Consider the following 22,331-nt stretch of genomic DNA (forward strand, 5'->3'; position numbering starts at 1 on the left):
TGAGGGGTGCCGATCATACGGCCACCTCGGTCTTTTCGGCGCGACGGAACCTGCGCCCCATCCGGTCAAAGTACAGGTAGATCACCGGCGTGGTGAACAGCGTCAGGACCTGGCTGACCAACAACCCGCCGACCATTACCAGGCCCAATGGTTGGCGCAGTTCTGCGCCGGAGCCTGTGGCGAACATCAGCGGAATGGCGCCGAACAGCGCTGCAAGGGTGGTCATCAGGATCGGCCGAAATCGCAGCAGCGCAGCTTCGTAGATCGCTGTCTGCGGATCGATGCCGCGGTTGCGTTCGGCGTCCAGGGCGAAGTCGATCATCATGATCGCGTTCTTTTTCACGATGCCGATCAACAGGATGATGCCGATGATCGCGATCATGCCCAGGTCATTGCCGCTCAGGATCAGCGCCAGCAAGGCACCGATGGCCGCCGACGGCAGCGTCGAGAGGATGGTGATCGGGTGGATGTAGCTCTCATAGAGCACCCCCAGCACGATGTACATGGTCACCACCGCTGCCAGCACCAGCAACAGCGTACTGGACAGCGAGGCCTGGAACGCTTCGGCCGCGCCCTGGAACTGGGTCTGCACACCGAGCGGCATGCCGATGTCCTGCTGCACCTGCTCAATCACTTTGACCGCCTCGCCCAGCGCCACTCCCGGCGCCAGGTTGAACGACATGGTCACCGCCGGAAACTGGCCGATGTGGGAAATCGCCAACTGCGCCTGACGCTGCTCGATGCGCGCCAGGCTCGACAGCTTGACCTGCCCGCCGTCGGTGGTCTTGACGTGAATCTGCTCCAGCGCCTTGGGCCCCAGATCGTTGCCCGCCGCAGCTTGCAACACCACGCGGTACTGGCTGGCCTGGGTGTAGATGGTGGAGATCTGGCGCTGGCCGAAGGCGTCGTACAGCGCATCGGTGATGTTGGACACCGAGACGCCCAGGCGGCTGGCCGCATCGCGGTCGATGTTCAGGTAAACCTGCAAACCCTTGTCCTGCAGGTCACTGGCCACGTCACTCAGCTCGGGCCGCTGGGCCAGTGCTTCGACCAGCTTGCCGCTCCACAGGGCCAACAGCTCCGAATCCGGCGACGACATGCTGAACTGATACTGGGTGCGGCTGACGCTGTCTTCGATGGTCAGGTCCTGCACCGGCTGCATGAACAGGCGGATGTCCGAGAGCTGGTCGACCTGGGGCTGCAGGCGCTGGATCACCTGGGTCGCCGAAAGATCGCGCTCCTTGTGCGGCTTGAGGTTGATGAGCATGCGCCCGCTGTTCAGGGTCGCGTTGTCACCGTCCACGCCGATGTACGAAGACAGGCTGGCCACCGCCGGATCCTGCAGGATGATCTTCGCCAGCGCCTGTTGCCGCTCGCTCATCGAGGCGAACGACACCGACTGCGGCGCCTCGGAAATGCCCTGGATCACCCCGGTGTCCTGCACCGGGAAGAAGCCCTTGGGCACGGCCAGATACAGCAGAACCGTGATGGCCAGCGTGGCGATGGCGACCAGCAGGGTCAGCGGCTGGTGCTTGAGCACCCACTGCAACTTGCGGCCGTAGGCGCCGATCAGCCAGTCGATCCACACGCCGCTGGCATGATAGAACCGGCCCTGCTCTTCTTCCTTGGGCTCGCGCTTGAGCAGCCGCGCGCACATCATCGGGGTCAGGGTCAGGGACACCACCAGGGAAATCAGGATCGCCACTGCCAGGGTGATGGCGAACTCGCGGAACAGCCGGCCGACGACGTCGGCCATGAACAGCAGCGGGATCAGTACCGCGATCAGCGAGACCGTCAAGGAAATCAGGGTGAAACCGATCTGCTTCGCGCCCTTGAGCGCTGCCTGCAGCGGGGTCTGGCCCTCCTCCAGATGCCGGGAAATGTTCTCCAGCATCACGATAGCGTCATCCACCACGAAACCGGTGGCGACCGTCATGGCCATCAGGGTCAGGTTGTTGACCGAGAAGCCGGCCAGGTACATCACGCCAAAGGTGCCGATCAGCGACAGCGGCACGGCCACCGAAGGAATGATCGTCGCGCTCAGGCGGCGCAGAAACAGGAAGGTCACCAGCACCACCAGCACGATGGAAATCAGCAGCTCGTGCTGCACGTCACTGACGGAGGCGCGGATGGTCTGGGTGCGGTCGGTCAGGACGGTGACGTCGATGCCGGCGGGCAGGTTGTCGGTGATGCTCGGCAACAGCGCCTTGATCCGGTCGACCACTTCGATGACGTTGGCCCCCGGCTGGCGCTGGATGTTCAGCAGCACCGCCTGGTTCTCGTTGGCCCAGGCGGCAAGACGTTCGTTTTCCGCACCGTCGGCAATCTGTGCCACGTCCTTGAGCCGCAGCGGGCCGCCATTGGCGTAGGCCAGGATCAGGTTGGCGTATTCGTCCGGGGACTTGAGCTGGTCGTTGGCGTCGAGCATCGAGACCCGGGTCGGGCCATCGAAGTTGCCCTTGGGGGTGTTGACGTTGGAGGCGCTGACCAGCGTGCGCACGTCCGAGAGGTTCAGGCCGTTGGCGGCCAGCGCCTCGGGATTGACCTTGATCCGCACCGCCTGGCGCTGGCCACCGGCGATACTGACCATACCCACTCCGCTGATCTGGGCGATCTTCTGCGCCATGCGCGTATCGACCAGATCGTTGAGCTTGGGCAGCAGCATGGTCTTGGAAGTGATTGCCAGGGTGAGCACCGGCGTATCGGCCGGGTTGACCTTGTTATAGGTCGGCGGCGCGGGCAAGTCGCTGGGCAGCAAGTTGGTGGCGCCGTTGATCGCCGCCTGCACTTCCTGCTCGGCGACGTCCATGTTCAGGTCCAGGCTGAAGCGCAGGGTAATCACCGAGGCGCCGCCGGAACTGGTGGAGGCCATCTGGGTCAGTCCCGGCATCTGCCCGAACTGGCGTTCCAGCGGCGCGGTCACGGCACTGGTCATCACTTGCGGGCTGGCGCCGGGGTACAGAGTCATGACCCGGATGGTCGGGTAATCGACCTGCGGCAAGGCCGAAACCGGCAACAGGGTGTACGCAATCAAACCTGCCAGCACGATGGCCAGCATGCTCAGCGTGGTGGCGACGGGCCTGAGGATGAACAGGCGTGACAGGTTCATACGTTGCCTTTCTGCTCGGTGTCGGCGCCGGCCGACTCACCGGATTCCTTGGAAGGCTTGCCCTGCAGCTTCTGGCCGGGGGTGGCCGGGACATCCTTGCTGTCGTTGACCACTTCCACGTCACTGCCGTCTTTGAGGCGGTCGGTGCCTTCGAGCACCACACGGTCACCGGCGATCAGGCCGTCGGTGATGACAGTGGAGTTTTCATCGCTGGGGCCGGCCTTGAGCTGACGAATCCGCACTTTCTTGTCGCCGTCCATGACGTAAACGAAAGTGCCGTTGACCCCGAACTGCACCGCTGCCGAAGGAATCAGCACAACGTTTTTCAGGGTGTTGGCCAACAGGCGCGCGTTGACGAACTGATTGGGGAACAGCGATTCGCTTTCGTTCTCGAAGCGCGCCTTGAATTTCAGGGTGCCGGTGGTGATGTCGATCTGGTTGTCGATACTGGCCAGCACGCCACGTGCCTGCATTTTCACATCGCCACGGTCCCAGGCTTCCACCGGCAGCTTGTCGCCGTTGCGGTAGTGGCTGATGACGTCGGCCAGGTCTTTCTCGGGCAAGGTGAAGTTGACGGTGATAGGTTTGGTCTGGGTGATGACCGCCAGTGCCGTGGTGTCATTGGCCGCCACCAGGTTGCCAACGTCCAGCTGACGCAGGCCGATGCGGCCGGAGATCGGTGCACGAATCTGGGTGAAATCCAGGTTCAGCTTGGCATCGCCCACGGCTGCCTGGTTGGTCTTGATGGTGCCCTGATACTGGCCGACCAGCGATTCGGCGGTGTCCAGCGTCTGCTTGGCGATGCTGTCTTCTTTATAGAGGTCGCGATAGCGCTGCACGTCGATCTGCGCATTCTTGAGCAGCGCCTGATTCTGCATCAGCGTGCCCTCGGCCTGTTGCAGGGCGATCTGGTAGCTGCGCGGGTCGATCACCGCCAGCAGGTCGCCGGCCTTGACCTGCTGGCCTTCCTGGAAGTTGATCTTGACCAGTTCCCCCGCCACCCGGCTGCGCACGTTGATGGTGTTCATCGCCGTGACGGTGCCCAGTGCCTTGTAGTAGATGGGGAAGTCACCGGTGGTCGCAGGCGCCACGCGCACCGGAACCGGCCCGGTGGAACCGCCGAAGCCCGGACGCTGGCCAGTCATCTTCCCCGCCCCGCCACTGCGGCTCGCACCCTTGTGTGGTTGCTCGCCTTTCTGCGCGGTGGCGTCGGTTTTACCCGCCGACGACTCTCCACCCAGGCGGGGCCAGTAATGCCAGCAGACGCCTGCGACGATCAAGAGAACCAGCAGGCTGAACAGCCAGCGACGGGAGTTGCGAGGACCAGACGATTGCATGAATAAGTCAACCAGTGTGCGCGTGAGCGTCTTCGGAAGGCTGAACAATAAGCATAGATACGTGCCAAGCAAAGGGCCTTTACCGGCAATTTACCTAGTGCTTACTTTGGTAAGGTGCTGACGTGCAAATAAAAACGGCCTGATCGAGTCAGGCCGTTTTGTGTTGCGATGTATTGCCCGGACAACGCGGCCAATACGCAACGGACAACTTATTTCAGAACAGCCAGTGCGGCGTCGTAGTTCGGCTCCTGGCCGATCTCCGGTACCAGTTCGCTGTGCAGGACGTTGTCGTTTTCGTCCAGCACTACCACGGCGCGCGTGGTCAGGCCGACCATCGGGCCGTCGGCGATGGCAACGCCGTAGTTTTCCATGAAGTCGGCGCCACGCATGGTCGACAGGTTCTTCACGTTTTCCAGGCCTTCGGCGCCGCAGAAACGCGCCTGGGCGAACGGCAGGTCAGCGGAAATGCACAGCACCACGGCGTTGTTCAGATCGTTGGCCTGGGCGTTGAACTTGCGCACGGAAGTGGCGCAGGTCGGGGTATCGACGCTTGGAAAGATGTTCAGCACTTTGCGCTTGCCGGCAAAGGTTTCCAGGGTCACGTCAGCCAGATCGCCACCGACCAGTTTGAAGGCAGGCGCCTTGCTGCCGACCTTTGGCAGTTCGCCGCTGATCTGTACCGGGGAGCCTCGACGAGTCACTTGAGCCATGAGCTGAGTCCTTATTCTGAAGTTGCGATTCTGAGGGTGCCGCAAGGGTGTTGCAGAAAAACGAAGTTAACCACGAAACCGGTAACCTACCTACCGCTATACATGAATTTATTGTCAGCGAATGTGCTCTGGTTCGGGCCTGTCGAGCAGGCCGGGCCGCGCGCACAGCTCCACCAGCCAGTCGACGAACACCCTCACCCGCCGCGACATCTGCCGGTGTGCCGGGTACAGCGCGGTCAGTGCCAGGGTCGGCTGCGGCACGTCGGCCAGTACCTCCACCAGTTCGCCCCGGCGCAGTGGCCCGGCGGCATGATAGTACGGCGTCTGCACCAGCCCATACCCGGCCTTGCAGGCGGCCAGATAGCCATCGGCGCTGTTGGTGGCCAGGGTCTTGCCCAGGCTGATTTCCTGATCCCTGCCGTCTATGACGAATTCCAGGCCATAACGTTTATTGGTGGTCGCAGAAAAGTATTCGATGACCTTATGCCCGCTCAGGTCCGCCAGCGTTCGCGGCATTCCGGTGCGCGCCAGATAGGCGGGACTGGCGCAGATCACCTGACGCATCCGGGCCAGGGGCCTTGCCATCAGGGAATGATCCAGCGGCTGGCCACCCCGGATCACGCAATCGAAGCCTTCGCGAATCAGATCCACCGGGCGGTCGTTCATGCCCACTTCCAGTTCAAGCCCCGGGTAGCGCTCGGTGAACTCCGGCAGCGCAGGCATGACGATCAGTCGGCCAACGCCTGCGGGCATGTCCACCCGCAACACGCCTTGGGGCTGCCGGGCCACCGACGAAAACGCCGATTCGGCGTCGTCCAGGTCATTGAGCAGGCTGACGCAGCGCTGATAGTAGGCCTGCCCGTCCAGCGTCGGCGTGACCTGCCGCGTGGTGCGCAGCAGCAGTTGCACGCCCAGATAGGCTTCCAGTTGCTTGATCAGGATCGTCACCGAGGCGCGGGGCATGTGCAGGCTGTCGGCCGCCCTGGCGAACCCGCCCAGTTCGACGATCCGGGTAAAGGCACGCATGGCATTGAGGCGGTCCATTGAGGGCTCCGGCGGGGCATTGTTTAGAAATTACCAATAGTGAAAGCATTTTCAGGCGGTTTATCAAGATTCTTTCGAGGCGCAACAATGGGCGGGTCTTCAATCCGCAAAAGGAACTCGACATGCAAACGCGTCAACTCGGCAAGAACGGACCACAGGTTTCGGCATTAGGCCTTGGCTGCATGGGCATGACTGACTTCTACACCCCGAGCACCGACACCCGTGAGGCCATCGCCACGATCCACCGGGCGCTGGAGCTGGGCGTCACCTTGTTCGACACCGCCGACATGTATGGCCCGCACACCAACGAGGAGCTGCTCGGCAAGGCGCTGGCGGGCAAGCGTGACCAGGCCTTCATCGCCAGCAAATTCGGCATCGTGCGCACCCCGGGCGATGCTGCGGCACGGGGTGTCAATGGCAGCCCGGAATATATCCGCGCGGCCATCGACGGCACCTTGAAGCGGCTGAACATCGACACACTGGATCTGTACTACCAGCACCGCATCGACCCGAGCATCGCCATCGAGGAATCGGTGGGTGCGCTGGCCGATCTGGTCAAGGCGGGCAAGGTTCGGTATCTGGGGCTCAGCGAGGCCTCGGCCAAGACGCTGGAGCGGGCGCAGAAGGTTCATCCGATTGCCGCGCTGCAAACCGAATACTCGCTGTGGAGCCGTGACCCCGAAGAGAATGGCTTACTGGAAACCTGTCGCCGCCTGGGGATTGCCTTCGTGCCCTACAGCCCGCTGGGACGTGGGTTTCTGACCGGCACACTGAAAAGCCCGGACGATTTCGCCGCCGACGACTACCGCCGCAGCAGCCCGCGCTTTCAGGGGGAGAACTTCAGCAAGAACCTGTTGCTGGTGGAAAAGGTTCAGCAACTGGCCAGGGACAAAGGCGTCACTGCCGGGCAGCTGGCGCTGGCGTGGGTGCTGGCGCAAGGAGACGACGTGATCCCGATTCCGGGGACCAAACAGCGCAAGTACCTGGAAGAGAACGTCGCGGCGCTGGACGTGAAGCTCAGCGGCCCGGAACTGCAGGCGCTCAAAGACCTTTTCCCGGTGACCGCGGTGGCCGGTGGACGGTATCCGGAGGCGGCGTTGAGGCTCGTCAACGGGTAAACCAAATTTAGCAGCACGGCTTGCCGGCGGGAGCGCCCTCAAGATCGCCCCCGCCGGCAAGCCGTGCTGCTACGGATCGCTCACCTGACACACCGCATCGCCTGTAGGAGTGAGCTTGCTCGCGATGGCGTCAGGTCCATCACCTCAGCAATATCTGACAAACCTCTTCACCTGTAGGAGCGCGCTTGCCCGCGACGGCGTCCCGTCAGTCACCTCGGAGGCGTCTGATACACCGCAATCGCGGGCAAGCGCGCTCCTACAGGCGGCCTCAGAAATCCCGCTTGTAGAAGATATCCAGCGAACTCGCCACGCCGCTTGCGGCTTCCAGATACACCTTTTTGCTCAACAGGTAACGCAATGCAATGGTATTGGCCGGTTCGAACACCCCTACCCCATATCGCAGACTGAGCTTGTCGGTAATCTTGCCGCTGGCGACCACTGAAGTCTTGTCGCCGCTGCCGGAGGTGTCCAGGTCGAAGTCCTTGATACCCAGCCCCGAAGCCAGCTTGCCCGCCGTCGATGAACTGCCCGCCAGCCCCAGAGCCAGTGCAGCCTGGGCCATCATGTTGTTGTCTTCGCCATTGGTGCTCAGCGGTCGGCCCAGCACCAGGTACGACAGCGCCTGCTCCTGACTCATCGCAGGCTCCGAGAACACCGTGGTGGTGGGCTGCTCGGCGCTGCCGGTCAGACGAATACCGGCAATCACATCGTCGGTCTGACGAATCGCTTCAATGTCCAGATACGGCTGATCCAAAGGCCCTGCGAACAACAGCCGCGCCTTGCGAATGGTCAGGCGCTGGCCGTAGGCGCGGTAGCGGCCATCGTTGAGGTTCAGCTCGCCTCGGGTGTCGAGGTTGTCGCCGATGTGCACGTGCCCGGCCAGGTTGGCGGTCAAGCCGAAGCCGCTGAAACTCAGTTTGTCCTGACCCACCTCGACATTCACATCCATGGCGATGGCCATCGGCGGCTTGCCTTCCTTGGTCTGCGCACCGACGATCACCGTGTCATCGGACACCTTGACCGTCGATGGCGGCAACTGGCGAACCGTGATCTCACCCTTGGGAATCAGCACCTTGCCAGACACCGCCAGGCGGTCGTTGAGCAAGGTGATTTTCAGATCCGGTGCTGCTTCAAGCTTGGCGTAGGGTTCCACGGTGATGGGCAGGCGCGAGCCTTGCAAGGCGATATCGACGTCCAGCCCCTGAGCCCAGGCCACATGCCCGCCGATATTGCCCTGCCCGGCCGCGCCGCTGCTCCAGTTACCCTTGAGCTGCACGTTCTCGCCGGCGATCAGCGCCTGCACATTGAGTTTTTCCAGGCTGATCGGCAGCTCAGGTCCCGACACCTCGCCTTCGCTCAAGGTCACGTTGCCGTTGACCTGAGGGGCCAGCAAGCCACCGGTTATCCGGCCATTGCCGTCGAGCTTGCCATTGAGCTTCTCAACCATGGGCACGAATGGGCGGGCCACGGAAACGTCCAGCCCGCTGAGATTGAAGTCGCCGCTGACGGTCTTGTTTTTCGCCAAGGGATCGATGCTCAGGCGCGCGATCAGCTCACCCAGCTTGCCGCCGCGAAAATCGAGGCTGGCATCGACTTTCTTCGGTGTCAGGTTACTGGTCAGCTTGAGCGTCTGATAAGGGAAATCCAGCCACTGGCCCTTGTCCCTGACTCGCAGCGTACCGCCGCTGGCATCGACAACGATCTGGCCCTTGGGGCCTGACGCCGGAACGTCGAGTTGCACGTCGGCATTGAGCAGGCCTTTCCAGGCGAAGTCCTTGGGCAGCCACTGCGCCAGGCTGTCCAGCGGGAACTGCTTGAGGTGATAGCGCAGGCGCGGGTCGGGCATCAGGCGCTGGTCTTCGCCGCACAGGCTGGCGTTGCCGGACAGCCAGCAATGGGCGCCGAAGTTGATCTTGCCATCGGCCAGACGCTCAAGCTTCGCCGGTTGCTGGAGCTTCCAGTCTTGTCCGCCCGTCTGCACATCGCCGCTCGCCAGGCGTCCACGCCAATTGCGCTTGTCCAGGTTGCCGTCCAGCGCCAATGCCAGCTTGAGCAGCGGGCCTTGCAAGCCGAGTTTGACCTGCTGGCGCTTGATATCGCCCTGCCCATCGACCGTCAGCGTGCCCAGCGCGGTGTCGCCGGCCTGGATGCCGGTGGTCTTGAGTTCGATGTTGGCGCGCTGGGCGTTGTCCAGTTTCGCGGCCAGATTCAGGCTTTGCAGCTTGTTGGTTTCATAGGCCAGTTGCGAGCCTTGTAGGCCCAGTTGCCCTTGCGGCGCCTGCAGCGTACCGGCCAGGTCCAGCCGCCCCTTGACCTGCCCCTGCAGGCGTGGCCAGAGCTGCCCCAGGCGCGGCAGGTTGATGCCCACCTGCCCGGCCAGTTTTTGCTGCAGGCTGCCACTGCCCTGGATGCGGTTGTCGCCCAGGCGGATCTCCAGTGTATTGAGGTTCCATTTGTCCCCGGCGCCATCGGCCTTGGTCTGCAACACTGCGGGCTGCCCGCGCAGGCGGCCCTTGAGGTCCAGGTCGGCGTTGAGATTCAACTGCTCGCTTCTGAACGCGCCCTTGCTGCGCAACGGGCCTGCGAGCGAGCCCGGAAGCTCCGCCACCCAGTAAGACGGGTCAATGGCACTAAGGTCCAGCGCGGTGTCCCAAGCGATGCCGTCGGCGAACTGCAGATTCAGATGGCCCGTGGCCTTGCCCTGCCCGGCCACCAGTTCGAGCTGCGGCAGGAAGATCTGCTTAAGGTCGCCGCTGAACGGGCTTTGCAGACTGAAGGGGCCGGCCGGGCCTTTGAAGTCGCCGGCAAAATTACCCAGGTATTTGCCGTCGGTGTAGGACACCTCGCCCTTGAAGCTGTGAACGCTGACCTGAGGTTCGTCGATCACCGGGTACAGGCGATGCCAGGGGAAATCCAGCCAGTCGATTTTAGCCTCGGCATTCAATCCTTTTTGCCAGTCCAGTGTGCCGCTGAGTTTCAGGCGCTGTTCGTTGCTCGCGGTCAGGTCCAGCGTACCGATCTGCGCGCCCTTGGCATCGACCCGGCCTTGCAATGCCAATGTCACCGGACCCTGCTCGGCGGGCAGCGTCGCATTACCCAGAATTGCATAGCCCTGAGCCAGGTCGCCCTTGGCATTGAGGGTCAGCTTGTTCAGTTGCAAGGTGTCAGGCAGATCATCGGCAGGCTTGAAGGCGTCACTGGTGATCGCCACTTCCGCGGGCAGATTTTCCACCAGCGGTTGCAACTGGCCCACCAGTTGCGCATCGATGTAACCGGTGGTCCGGGCATTGAGGTTGAGGGTCTTGAGCAAGTCACCGGTGACGTCCAGCGTCAGCGACAATGGCTTGCCGGCGATATCCGGAAGCTTGACCTGGCCCTGGGCAGTCAATGGCCAGTCGGCGACCGGTTTGAGCAAGCCATTGAGGTCAAGGACGATATCGTCGCGCTGGGCATGCACCGAGTCGATTTTCAGCCCGTCAGCGGTCCAGTGCGCCGCCAGTTGCAGGTCGCGCACCTGCTCGCTGCCATCCAGATGCAGGCTGCCGACCTGCACCTGGCCAAGCTCGATGGCCAAGGGCAACTTCAGATCCGGCAAGGTGATGGGACCGCTGCTCGATTGCTCAGTCGAGGGCGCAAAGTGCATGCGGATATCACCTGCCTGCAGGGTGTCGATGCACAGGGTCATGCGGGTCAGGCACGACGGCGACCAGTCGAACACCGGTGCATCGACCTCGACCTTGCTCTCGCCGCTCTGCCACACCAGGGAATCAGCCTGCCAGCGCCCACCCAGGTGGCCGCTGAAGTTCTCGACCTGCACCCCAGGCACCCAGCCCAGCACCATGCGGCTACCCGACTGGGTGCCCAGGATCATGCCCACAGCCACAACCACCAGCAGCACCAATGCCAACAGGCTGAGCCCGGTAATGATTGCAATACGTTTCAGCAAAGCCGTACTCGTCACAGTTCAGGTCCCATCGAGAAGTGCAGACGAATACCGCCGTCATCATCCAGTGCATGTGCCAGGTCCAGGCGCAGCGGCCCGACCGGTGAAACCCAGCGCACACCGATACCGACACCGGTTTTCAGGCTGGGGAAGTCAAGTGAGTTGAAGGAGTTGCCCTCGTCGATGAATGCCGCAATACGCCATTTTTCGGCAATCGAGTATTGATACTCGGCGCTGCCGGCCACCATGTAGCGGCCACCGATCTTGTCGCCGTCGGAGTTTTCGGGGGACAACGACTGGTAGTCATAGCCGCGCACGCTCTGGTCGCCACCGGCGAAGAAACGCAGCGAAGGCGGAATGGATTTGTAACCGTTGGTGGCGGTGCCGCCCACCTGAACGCGCCCCAGAAACCGGTGATTCTGGGCGATGGTGGTCAGCCCCTTGACCAGTGCGGTGCCGTGCACCACGTTGGCGTCCGACCCCAGGCCCTCCTTGGCGACCTGAGTCTCGAACTGCAAGCGATAGCCGTTGTGCGGGTCGATGCGGTTGTCGCTGCGCAGGTAGGAATAGCTGATACCCGGCATCAACAGGGTGCTCAGGCCCGAATCGTTACCCAGGCGATACTCTTCGCGCTGCCATTTGAGGGAAATGACCCGCTCCCAACCGCTGGGCAGCTTGCTGTGCCATTCGGGGCCGACCGTCAGCAGTTTGCTGAGGCTGTCGGTGTCGGCGATCTCTTCGTACTGGTAGCCGCCGGCAAAGCGGAGCTTGTCGGTCAGCGGAGGATCCAGCGGAATGTCATAGAACAGGCCGACGTTCTGCCTCGGCGCGGACAGCTCCGACTCGATGCCATAACTGTGGCCCTGCGGGTTGACCCAGTGCCGGGTCCAGTTGGCCTTGACCCGCGGCCCGACGTCCGTGGAATACCCTACACCCAGGCCCATGGTTCGCGGCTTGCGGGTCTGCAACTGAACGGCCACCGGGATGACTTGCCCCTGGGCGTCGGTGGGCGACGCATCGACGCGTACACCTTCGAAGTACCCGCTGGACTGCATCGCCTGATTGAGCTCGGCAATCAGCTCGGAGTCATAGGGGGTATTTTCCTTGAACGGCACCATGCGCTTGAGCAGGTCCTCGTCGAAGGGGGCATCGCCGCTGAAGATGACCTTGCCCAGGGAAAAACGCGGGCCGCTGTCGTACACCAGTTCGATATCGGCCACCCCTGCACGGGGATCGACCGACAGACGTTGGGTCACAAAGCGACCGTTAAAGAAGCCATAGCGCGCCGCCTGATTCTGGATCAGTTTCTTGGCGTCTTCGTAGTTGCCATGGTTGAGCACAGCGCCGGTTTTCAGCGCGTCACTCTTGGGCACCCTGAATGCCTTGAGCTGGCTGGCGGGGCCTTCGATGCGTACCGTCACGTTGCGCAGGTGCACCGGCTCGCCCGCTTGCACACTCAGGATCAGATGCAGGTTCTTGTCGATGCGTTTGACTTCGCTGTCGACCTGGGCCTGGTAATAGCCCAGGGCCTGCGCGGCCTTTTGCGCCTGTTCGACGGCCCCCACGCTGAAACGCTCGAGCGCCTGTTCGTCACGCTCGCCGAGGCTGCCCACGTACCCTTCAATGTTGGATTTGAGCGCGGAATTGGACGGTTTTATCTTCACATCCAGTTGCGCATCGGCAAAAACCGCGCAACTGGAAACCATCAGGAGAAAACCACTGGTGAATCGACCGGGAAACTTCATAGGCGCGGATGCTACACGAGCGGCGGGCGATGCTGAAACCCGCAGGAATTGAGAGTTAATCCGCGGTCAAGCCATGGAACCCAGTGAAACCTGTGGATTGGGGTGAAAAAACACATGCTCTCGGACAGGTCCTACAGCAATTTCACCGATTTCCTCGTACCCCTGTCTGCGATAGAAATCCAGATATTTACCGTTTCCGGTATCGAGCACCACCCCTTGGGAATTCTCGTCCACGGCACACCAGTCATGCAGCGCTTGCAGCAACTGTTCGCCATAGTGCTGGCCCTGGAAGTCCGGGCGAATGCCGAGCAGTGGCAAGACATGCACCGCGTCCGAAGGCAGGCAGGCCAGCACTGACTGGTAATACTCCAGATAGCGTTGTGTGCAGCGCAACCCGGCGCCCATCACCATACGCAGGCGCCAGGCCCAGCTTTCGGTGATGCCCAGACGACGTTGCGGCGGCGCAATCAAGGCAACGCCGATCAGCCGATCTTCGACGAAGAGCCCCAGGGCCGGCATGTCCTGAAGGAAGTGTTGCTTGACCAGTTCACGGATGGTCGCCCGCACTCGCTGCTCATAGCCGGGGCGTGCTGATTCGAACAGCCACTCGAAGCTGGGTTCGTGCCGATACGCCTGATACAACAGGGAGCGTGCTTCTCTGGAATAGCCGCTGTCCAGTTGACGAATTTCGGCAGGGGCATTCGTTGATTCAGGCATGTGATCCGTTCCTTTCCATGGCGGCCTGGCGCGATTGGCCGGTCTGCTGGTTTCAACACTTCGAGTGACTGGCTCCTACGACAGTTCCGGCGAGTTTTACCTGCGTTTCCTACAGCGTAGCAGGCCCGCAGTCCGAGATTGTGTGTTGGCGCTGGCCGTTGGCGGCGTGCTCAGCTAGCATCGCTTTTTGTTTTGTGCCGGGACTTGCGTCTATGAAAATTGTTTCTTTCAACATCAACGGCCTGCGCGCCCGTCCGCATCAGCTGGCGGCGCTGATCGAAAAACACCAGCCCGACGTCATCGGCCTGCAGGAAACCAAGGTCTCGGACGAACAGTTCCCGCAAGCGGAAATCGAAGCGCTGGGCTATCACGTTCACTTCCACGGCCAGAAAGGCCACTACGGTGTCGCCCTGCTCTCGCGCCTGCCACCGCTGAGCCTGCATAAGGGCTTTGACACCGACGATGAAGAGGCCCAGCGCCGTTTCATCTGGGGCACTTTCGCCGACCGCAACGGCGTGCCGGTGACAATCATGAACGGTTATTTCCCACAGGGCGAAAGCCGCGACCACCCCACCAAGTTCCCGGCCAAGACCAAGTTCTACGCCGACCTGCAACAGTTGTTGGAAACACGCTTCAGCAATGATCAGCCGTTGCTGGTGATGGGTGACGTGAACATTTCCCCCGAAGACAGCGACATCGGCATCGGCCCGGACAACGCCAAACGCTGGCTGAAAACCGGCAAATGCAGCTTCCTGCCCGAAGAGCGCGAGTGGATGGCCAAGCTCAAGAATTGGGGCCTGGTGGACAGCTTCCGGCATCTGTACCCGGAAGTGATCGACCAGTTCAGCTGGTTCGATTACCGCAGCCGCGGTTTCGAAGACGAGCCCAAGCGCGGCCTGCGCATCGACCTGATCATGGCGTCCCATGGCCTGCAACCGCGGATCAAGGCAGCCGGTGTCGATTACGAATTGCGCGGAATGGAAAAACCTTCCGATCATGCGCCGATCTGGCTGGAATTAACCTGAGCCCACCAGTTCCTGTACCCGATTGATCCGCGCACACCATAACCCGTAGCAGCCGGGCTTGCCCGCGGGGGCGTCCTTGAGATCGCTCCCGCCGGCAAGCCGTGCTGCTACGTGTTATGTGGTGCACGCCTTCGTCGGGTACAGCCGTATTCGTAGCAGTCCGGCTTGCCGGCGTCAGCGGTCTTTTCGCTGTCATATTCATGCAATCCCACTGTCTTATTCTCCGGCGACTTTTGTTTACAAGAAGATGCCGCTCATGCAGCGCACTGGTTTACTTTCCTCTCTCATCGTGGCCTCCCTGGCGGCGCTGATCCCTTTCTTCGCAAACGCTGGCGCCCTGCCCGTGCCCGCTGACGGCACGCCCGCGTTGCGCATTCAAGGTTCCAACACCATTGGCGCCCAGTTGGGTCCGGCGCTGGTCATGGGGTTGCTAGGCGAACAAGGCGCACGCGCCGTCGAGCTGCAACCGGGTGCACGCGCTAATGAAAGCCGTGTCGTTGGTCAGCTGCCGTCCGGTGAGAATGTCCGCATCGACATTGCCGCTCACGGCTCAAGCACAGGCTTCAGCGCGCTGAAAAACAATCATGCAGACCTCGCCGCGTCTTCACGACCCATCCGGGACAGTGAGGCCAGCGAACTCTCGGCACTGGGCGACCTGCGCAATGCCAAGGCTGAACAGGTGATCGCCATCGATGGCGTGGCGGTGATTCTCAACCCGGGCAATCCCGTCCGTGAACTGACCACCGCGCAACTGGCCGGGATGTTCAGCGGCGAGATCCACGACTGGGAACAGGTGGGCGGCACCGGTGGCGCCATCCATCTTTACGCCCGCGACCAGCAGTCAGGCACCTATGACACCTTCGCCGAACTGGTCCTGGCCAAATTTGGCAAAACCTTGAGTACGCAGGCGAAACGTTTCGAATCCAGCGAAGACCTATCCGACGAGGTCAGCCAGGACCGCCAAGGCATCGGCTTCATCGGCCTGCCCTACGTGCGCAAGGCAAAGGCCGTGGCGATCATCGACGGCGATTCAAGACCCATGCTGCCCACCGTCAGCCTGATTGCCACCGAAGATTACCCCCTGTCCCGCAGGTTGTATCTGTACCTTGCCCCCGACAGCAAACAGCGCTGGGCCAAGGCGCTGGTGCGCTTTGCCCAGAGTCCGCAGGGTCAGTCCATCGTCGCGCAGAACGGTTTCGTCGCCCAGACCGTGCAGGCGGTGAAGGTACGGCCTACCCAGGAAATGCCGGCGCAGTATCAGGAATTGACCCGCGAGGCCGAGCGCCTTTCAGTCAACTTCCGCTTCGCTCAGGGCAGCGCCACGCTGGACTCCAAGGCCCGGCTGGATCTGAAGCGGGTGGTCGAATATCTCAAGACCCATGACAAGCTGAAGCAGAAAGTCACGTTGGTGGGGTTCGGCGATGCCAAGAGTGACCCGGCCCGGGCGCAGTTGCTGTCCAGGCTGCGGGCGATGGCCGTGCGCCGGGAACTGCTGAAAAGCCAGGTGATCCTGCGCGATGTGCAGGGCTTTGGGGATGAGATGCCGGTGGCAGCGAATGATGTCGATGAAGGCCGGATCAAGAATCGGCGGGTTGAGGTGTGGGTGGAGTGACACCGATCTGTAGGAGCACGCTTGCCCGCGATGGCGGAGTGTCAGTCGGACTTTCGTCTGCTGACAGAATGCTATCGCGGGCAAGCGCGCTCCTACAGGCATTGTGTCGAGATCAGGAACGCATCAGCTCTCTAGGCACATATTTGCCCACTTCATACTTGCCAATAGCCGCCCGGTGCACCTCATCCGGGCCGTCCGCCAGGCGCAGGGTGCGCTGCATGGCGTACATGTAGGCCAGCGGGAAATCGCCACTGACACCCGCACCGCCATGGATCTGGATCGCCCGGTCGATCACCCGCAGCGCGACGTTGGGCGCGACCACCTTGATCTGGGCGATTTCACTTCTGGCCACTTTGTTGCCAACGGTGTCCATCATGTACGCAGCCTTGAGCGTCAATAGGCGCGCCATGTCGATTTCCATTCGAGAATCGGCGATCTTGTCGATATTACCGCCCAACCGCGCCAATGGCTTTCCGAAGGCCGTGCGCTGGACCGAACGTTTGCACATCAATTCCAGCGCGCGCTCCGCCATGCCGATCGAGCGCATGCAGTGGTGAATCCGCCCCGGCCCCAAGCGGCCCTGGGCGATCTCGAAACCGCGACCCTCGCCCAGCAGCACGTTCTCGTAAGGCACTCGCACGTCTTCGAACAGCACCTCGGCGTGGCCATGGGGCGCGTCGTCGTAGCCGAACACCGGCAACGGCCGCACGATCTTCACGCCGGGCGTGTCGACAGGCACCAGGATCATCGAATGCTGCTGGTGACGCGGCCCGTCAGGATTGCTCAGCCCCATGAAGATCAGGATCTTGCAACGCGGATCACAAGCACCGGAGGTCCACCACTTGCGGCCATTGATCACCCACTCATCGCCCTGGCGCTCGGCCCGCGCCGCCATGTTGGTGGCATCCGAGGAGGCCACGTCCGGCTCGGTCATGGCGAACGCCGAGCGGATCTCGCCACGCAGCAAAGGCTCAAGCCACTGCCGCTTTTGTGATTCGCTTGCGTAGCGCACCAGGACTTCCATGTTGCCGGTGTCCGGTGCCGAGCAGTTGAACGGCTCCGGTCCTAGCAGCGAGCGGCCCATGATCTCGGCCAAGGGGGCGTATTCCAGGTTGGTCAGCCCCGCGCCCAGTTCCGATTCTGGCAGAAACAGGTTCCACAAACCCTCGGCCTTGGCCCGTGCCTTGAGCTCTTCCATGATGGCGGTGGGCTGCCAGCGATCGCCTTCGGCCACCTGCCGCTCGAACACCGGCTCGGCGGGGTACACATAGGCGTCCATGAACGCCGTGACGCGCTCGCGCAATTCCTGGACCTTGGGGGAGTAAGCGAAATCCATGGGCAGCTACCTTCTGATGAGGTGTTTCAAAACATGCCGAGGATGCTAGATCACGCCCTTCCATTTATCTAACCTATTCTCGCCGTGTATAAACATTCATCACTGATATATGATTGCCCCGTTCCTGTACGAACGTCCCAAAATAAAAATCAGCGAGAGGCGCAAAGCAATGAATCTGAGCAAGGTCGATCTCAACCTCTTTATTGTGTTTGACGCCATCTATACGGAAGCCAATCTGACCCGCGCCGGTCAGATCGTCGGCATCACCCAGCCCGCAGTGTCCAACGCCCTGGCACGGCTTCGCGAGACCTTCAACGACCCGCTGTTCGTGCGCACGGCCCAGGGCATGGTGCCTACACCCATGGCCCAGAACATCATCGGTCCGGTGCGCAATGCCCTGTCTCTGCTGCGAGTGTCAGTGCAGGAAAGCCGTATCTTCAACCCGCTGCAGGCCGTCAAGAACTACCGCATCAGCATGACCGACCTTACCGAAGCGGTAATTCTGCCAGTCTTGTTCCAACGCCTGCGCCGCCTGGCACCGGCGGTGACCATCGAGAGTTTTCTCTCCAGACGCCGGGAAACCACCAAGGAACTGGCAGCCGGTCGCCTGGACTTTGCCGTGGACGCGCCGCTGAACACTGACCCGCAGGTGCGCCATGTCAAGCTGATGGAAGATCAGTACGTGTGCGCCATGCGCCGCGGCCACCCATTGGCGCAGAAGCAGAGCATTACCCTGGATGAGTATCTGGGTGTGGCGCACATCCACATTTCCAGCCGCCGCAGTGGCCTCGGCTATGTGGACCTGTCACTGGGCAAGATGGGCATCCAGCGCAAGATCGCCCTGCGCTCCCAGCATTACCTGATGGCGTCCCAGGTGCTGCACCAGACCGACATGGTCATGACCGTCCCCGAACGTTTTGCACGGCGCAACGACCTGCATTTCGTGTACCTGCCGGTGAACGACGTGCCCACCGTCGAAACTCACCTGTACTGGCACGAAAGCACCGACCAGGACCCCGCGAACCGCTGGATGCGCGAGCAGATCATCGAGCTGTGCCAACTGGTGACTGCGCAGGAGCGCAAACTTGAGAAAGAACTTGAAGTAGCGGTTAAATAGTTGTTTATCAGTGAGTTATAAAGAATATCTAATGTGGGTTCTAGGCTACAGTCCCGTAGCAGCCTTGCTGGCGTCGGCGATCTCAGGGGCGCTGTCGCGGGCAAGCGCGCTCCTACAGGGGCGGGTGCAAGCCTTACCCGTAGCAGTCCGGCTTGCCGGCGTCGGCGATTATGAAAACGCCCCCGCCGGCAAGCCGTGCTGCTACGTGGAGCATGGCGGTGACTGAGCTATCGCGCACAACTTGACGTTTACGTTAAGGTCGCCGTAGCTTACCCGCAAGCACCCTCCTTCGAGCCTCCCATGAGCAACCCGACCTACAGCATCTCCGACCTGGCCCGCGAGCTGGACATCACCACCCGCACCATCCGCTTCTATGAAGAACAAGGCATGCTCAGCCCCGAACGCCGTGGCCTGGAACGCATCTATTCGGCCAAGGACAAAGTCACCCTCAAGCTCATCCTGCGGGGTAAACGTATCGGTTTTTCCCTCGCCGAATGCCGCGACCTCATCGGCCTGTACGACCCAACCGGCGACAACCAGAAACAACTGACCACCATGCTGCAGAAAATCGCCGAGCGCCGCGCGCAGCTTGATCAGCAGTTGCTGGACATCCAGCAGATGCAGCTGGAACTGGATACCGCCGAAGAACGATGCAAAATCGCGCTGGGCAATTCAGCTATATAACAACGAGTTAAGCGATAGATCTCGAACCACTCTCACCGAGGAGCACTGCCATGTCCCTTCCCCAACGCGTACGTCTGGTCGAGGTAGGCCCACGAGACGGACTGCAAAATGAAGCGCAGCCCATCAGCGTCGCCGACAAGATCCGCCTGGTGGATGACCTGACAGACGCAGGGCTGAGCTACGTCGAAGCCGGCAGCTTCGTATCGCCCAAATGGGTGCCGCAAATGGCCGGATCTGCCGAAGTATTCAACGGCATCCAGCGCAAGGACGGCGTCACCTACGCCGCCCTCGCCCCCAACCTGCGGGGCTTCGAAGATGCACTGATAGCCGGCGTGCGTGAAGTCGCCGTGTTCGCTGCAGCCTCTGAGGCGTTTTCCCAACGCAATATCAATTGCTCGATCAGCGAAAGCCTCGATCGTTTCCTGCCGATCATGGAAGCAGCGCGCCTGCACGGCATCAAGGTGCGCGGTTACGTCTCATGCGTACTGGGCTGCCCTTACGAAGGCGTCGTTGCGCCCAAGCAGGTGGCGGCGGTGGCGAATGAGCTGTTCGCCATGGGCTGTTACGAAGTGTCACTGGGGGACACCATCGGTACGGGCACCCCGGGCGCGACTCGCGAGCTGTTCGATGTGGTGGCCGGGCAGATTCCACGCGGGCGGCTGGCCGGGCACTTCCATGACACCTATGGCCAGGCGCTGGCGAACATCTACGCCAGCCTGCTGGAAGGCATCCAGGTGTTCGACAGCTCCGTCGCCGGGCTAGGCGGATGCCCTTATGCCAAGGGCGCCACCGGCAATGTCGCCAGCGAAGATGTGGTCTACATGCTGGAGGGCCTGGGGATCGAGACGGGGATCGACCTGAACAGGCTGATAGGCGCCGGACAACGAATCAGCCAGGTGCTGGGCCGCGCCAACGGCTCCAGGGTGGCAAAGGCACGTTTGTCGGGCTGATGTGCGACAACTTGTCACAGAGTGTTACCCTGCTCGGCGATGAGGTGCTGGAAACGGGTAACACGGAAACACACAGGTCTGATTTCGGCCTTGGGCCAAATCCCTGATTTCCCGCAAAGCCCCGGTTTCCGGGAACCTGAAAAAGTTGGCATGGCATCTGCTATGTCTTACGTACAACAAAAATAAAAATTGTGACAACCCAATAAAAACAAGACGTATCGGCTCTGACATAACAAGAACAACACGGACAGAGACGCAGCTAACTGATTTTTTTGGAGTGGATCGCTTTGTGAGGCCTCTGGTCTCTCAACCGGACAGAGAACAATAAAACTGCCCCGAGGCAGCTACCGTACCGGATGAATCGCAAGATCGAAGCAGCATCAGCGCTCAAAAAAATACGTTTGCTCTTGGCCCCGAATGGGGGTCGCTCAAAAAGGAAAAAAGGTCTGGCCACCAAAAACAACAATAGGCCGCCTAAAAACAAAAAAGAGCATGCAACGATTTGGAGGGGAGCCCAGGCTCCCCTTCATGCTGTCTGGCGTTCAGAAACCTCCCCCGCATGACCCCACCGATCCCTTAGCAGCACGGTGCCTATCCCCGCAAACTTCTTCATCCAGGCAGCGTTGACATCGACTGCGCTCAGGTTTACGTTAACGTAAAGGTCATTCCACCCCTTTCTGACAGCCCCTCCAAAAACAACAAGGGAACGCAGTCTCATGAACTACCCCACCCTCAATTTCGGCCTCGGCGAAACCCTCGACATGCTCCGCGACCAGGTTCAGGCCTTCGTCGCCGCGGAACTCGCGCCCCGCGCCGCACAGATTGACAAGGACAACCTGTTTCCCGCCGACATGTGGCGCAAATTCGGCGAAATGGGGCTGCTGGGCATCACCGTCGGTGAAGAGTACGGCGGCGCGGGTCTGGGTTATCTGGCCCACGTAGTGGCAATGGAAGAAATCAGCCGTGGGTCGGCCTCGGTCGCCCTTTCCTACGGCGCGCACTCCAATCTGTGCGTGAACCAGATCAATCGCAATGGCAACCCGCAACAGAAAGCGCGCTACCTGCCCAGGCTCATCAGCGGCGAACACATCGGCGCCCTCGCCATGAGCGAACCCAACGCCGGCTCCGACGTGGTGTCGATGAAACTGCGCGCCGACAAGCGCGGCGATCGCTTCGTGCTCAATGGCAGCAAGACCTGGATCACCAACGGCCCCGATGCCAACACCTATGTGATCTACGCCAAGACCGACCTGGAAAAGGGTGCACACGGCATCAGCGCATTCATCGTCGAGCGTGACTGGAAAGGGTTCTCCCGCAGCAACAAGTTCGACAAGCTCGGCATGCGCGGCTCCAACACCTGCGAGCTGTTTTTCGACGATGTGGAAGTGCCTGAAGAGAACCTTCTGGGCGCCCTCAACGGCGGCGTCAAGGTGCTGATGAGCGGCCTGGACTACGAACGCGTGGTGCTCTCCGGTGGACCGACCGGGATCATGCAGGCCTGTATGGACGTGGTGCTGCCCTACATTCATGACCGCAAACAGTTTGGCCAGAGCATCGGCGAGTTCCAGTTGATCCAGGGCAAGGTCGCCGACATGTACACCCAGCTTAACGCCAGCCGCGCCTATCTGTACGCCGTGGCCCAGGCCTGCGAGCGCGGCGAAACCACGCGCAAGGACGCCGCAGGGGTGATCCTCTACAGCGCCGAACGCGCCACCCAGATGGCGCTGGACACCATCCAGATTCTCGGCGGCAACGGCTATATCAATGAATTCCCTGCTGGACGTCTGTTACGTGACGCCAAGCTGTACGAAATCGGCGCGGGGACCAGTGAGATCCGTCGCATGCTGATCGGTCGCGAACTGTTCAACGAAACGAAGTGACGCA

At 61.4% G+C, this 22,331-nt stretch carries 15 protein-coding genes; 7 read left to right on the forward strand and 8 right to left on the reverse strand.

Annotated elements, in window-relative coordinates:
* Positions 1-13: 13 nt before the first annotated feature.
* The 4 genes from ACIPO9_RS06605 to ACIPO9_RS06620 all read right to left on the reverse strand — a co-directional run bounded on the left by ACIPO9_RS06605 (position 14) and on the right by ACIPO9_RS06620 (position 6,200).
* A complete protein-coding gene (locus tag ACIPO9_RS06605; protein WP_400779517.1) occupies positions 14-3,109 on the reverse strand; it encodes an MdtB/MuxB family multidrug efflux RND transporter permease subunit in 3,096 nt (1,031 codons plus the stop codon).
* The gene (locus tag ACIPO9_RS06610; protein ID WP_274131148.1) at positions 3,106-4,461 is read right to left on the reverse strand and encodes an MdtA/MuxA family multidrug efflux RND transporter periplasmic adaptor subunit; all 1,356 of its coding nucleotides are present in this window, start codon (positions 4,459-4,461) and stop codon (positions 3,106-3,108) included. Before ACIPO9_RS06610 ends, ACIPO9_RS06605 begins: the two co-directional genes overlap by 4 nt.
* 194 nt (positions 4,462-4,655) lie before the next feature.
* Positions 4,656-5,156 (reverse strand): thiol peroxidase, encoded by a 501-nt coding sequence (gene tpx / locus ACIPO9_RS06615; protein WP_274131120.1) that lies wholly within the window; start codon positions 5,154-5,156, stop codon positions 4,656-4,658.
* 114 nt (positions 5,157-5,270) lie between these two features.
* Positions 5,271-6,200: a LysR family transcriptional regulator gene (locus ACIPO9_RS06620; protein WP_400779519.1), complete on the reverse strand. Its 930-nt coding sequence runs from the start codon at positions 6,198-6,200 to the stop codon at positions 5,271-5,273.
* 122 nt (positions 6,201-6,322) lie between these two features.
* On the opposite strand from ACIPO9_RS06620, the gene ACIPO9_RS06625 reads away from it, so the two are divergent.
* Complete coding sequence (locus ACIPO9_RS06625; protein ID WP_400779521.1) at positions 6,323-7,318, forward strand: aldo/keto reductase; 996 nt, start codon at positions 6,323-6,325, stop codon at positions 7,316-7,318.
* Between the two features lie 268 nt (positions 7,319-7,586).
* Here the strand turns inward: ACIPO9_RS06625 and ACIPO9_RS06630 are convergent, their stop codons facing one another.
* From ACIPO9_RS06630 to ACIPO9_RS06640, 3 genes are all read right to left on the reverse strand, one after another.
* Entirely contained in the window at positions 7,587-11,261 is a 3,675-nt protein-coding gene (locus tag ACIPO9_RS06630; protein WP_400779862.1) for a translocation/assembly module TamB domain-containing protein, read from the reverse strand.
* A 14-nt stretch (positions 11,262-11,275) separates the two neighbouring features.
* Entirely contained in the window at positions 11,276-13,006 is a 1,731-nt protein-coding gene (locus ACIPO9_RS06635; protein WP_400606557.1) for an autotransporter assembly complex family protein, read from the reverse strand.
* 66 nt (positions 13,007-13,072) lie between these two features.
* Complete coding sequence (locus ACIPO9_RS06640) at positions 13,073-13,723, reverse strand: N-acetyltransferase (protein WP_274131124.1); 651 nt, start codon at positions 13,721-13,723, stop codon at positions 13,073-13,075.
* 212 nt (positions 13,724-13,935) lie between these two features.
* On the opposite strand from ACIPO9_RS06640, the gene xthA reads away from it, so the two are divergent.
* Both xthA and ACIPO9_RS06650 read left to right on the forward strand, forming a co-directional pair.
* Positions 13,936-14,748, forward strand: a complete 813-nt coding sequence (xthA, locus tag ACIPO9_RS06645; protein ID WP_400606554.1) for an exodeoxyribonuclease III — start codon at positions 13,936-13,938, stop codon at positions 14,746-14,748.
* A 247-nt stretch (positions 14,749-14,995) separates the two neighbouring features.
* Entirely contained in the window at positions 14,996-16,360 is a 1,365-nt protein-coding gene (locus tag ACIPO9_RS06650) for a substrate-binding domain-containing protein (RefSeq protein WP_400779523.1), read from the forward strand.
* 112 nt (positions 16,361-16,472) lie between these two features.
* Here the strand turns inward: ACIPO9_RS06650 and ACIPO9_RS06655 are convergent, their stop codons facing one another.
* Positions 16,473-17,696: an acyl-CoA dehydrogenase gene (locus tag ACIPO9_RS06655; protein ID WP_400779525.1), complete on the reverse strand. Its 1,224-nt coding sequence runs from the start codon at positions 17,694-17,696 to the stop codon at positions 16,473-16,475.
* A gap of 169 nt (positions 17,697-17,865) precedes the next feature.
* On the opposite strand from ACIPO9_RS06655, the gene ACIPO9_RS06660 reads away from it, so the two are divergent.
* From ACIPO9_RS06660 to ACIPO9_RS06675, 4 genes are all read left to right on the forward strand, one after another.
* Positions 17,866-18,813 carry a LysR family transcriptional regulator gene (locus tag ACIPO9_RS06660; RefSeq protein ID WP_400779527.1) on the forward strand — a complete coding sequence of 316 codons (948 nt, stop codon included), beginning with the start codon at positions 17,866-17,868 and terminating at the stop codon, positions 18,811-18,813.
* A 300-nt stretch (positions 18,814-19,113) separates the two neighbouring features.
* On the forward strand, positions 19,114-19,497 hold the full coding sequence (locus ACIPO9_RS06665) for a MerR family DNA-binding transcriptional regulator (protein ID WP_400606546.1): 384 nt from the start codon (positions 19,114-19,116) through the stop codon (positions 19,495-19,497).
* A 50-nt stretch (positions 19,498-19,547) separates the two neighbouring features.
* Positions 19,548-20,447, forward strand: a complete 900-nt coding sequence (locus tag ACIPO9_RS06670; RefSeq protein WP_400779529.1) for a hydroxymethylglutaryl-CoA lyase — start codon at positions 19,548-19,550, stop codon at positions 20,445-20,447.
* A gap of 716 nt (positions 20,448-21,163) precedes the next feature.
* Complete coding sequence (locus ACIPO9_RS06675) at positions 21,164-22,327, forward strand: isovaleryl-CoA dehydrogenase (protein WP_400779531.1); 1,164 nt, start codon at positions 21,164-21,166, stop codon at positions 22,325-22,327.
* Positions 22,328-22,331: the final 4 nt, after the last annotated feature.

Origin of the sequence: Pseudomonas sp. NPDC090203 (genome assembly GCF_044746765.1) — a bacterium.
Taxonomy (GTDB): domain Bacteria; phylum Pseudomonadota; class Gammaproteobacteria; order Pseudomonadales; family Pseudomonadaceae; genus Aquipseudomonas; species Aquipseudomonas putida_AD.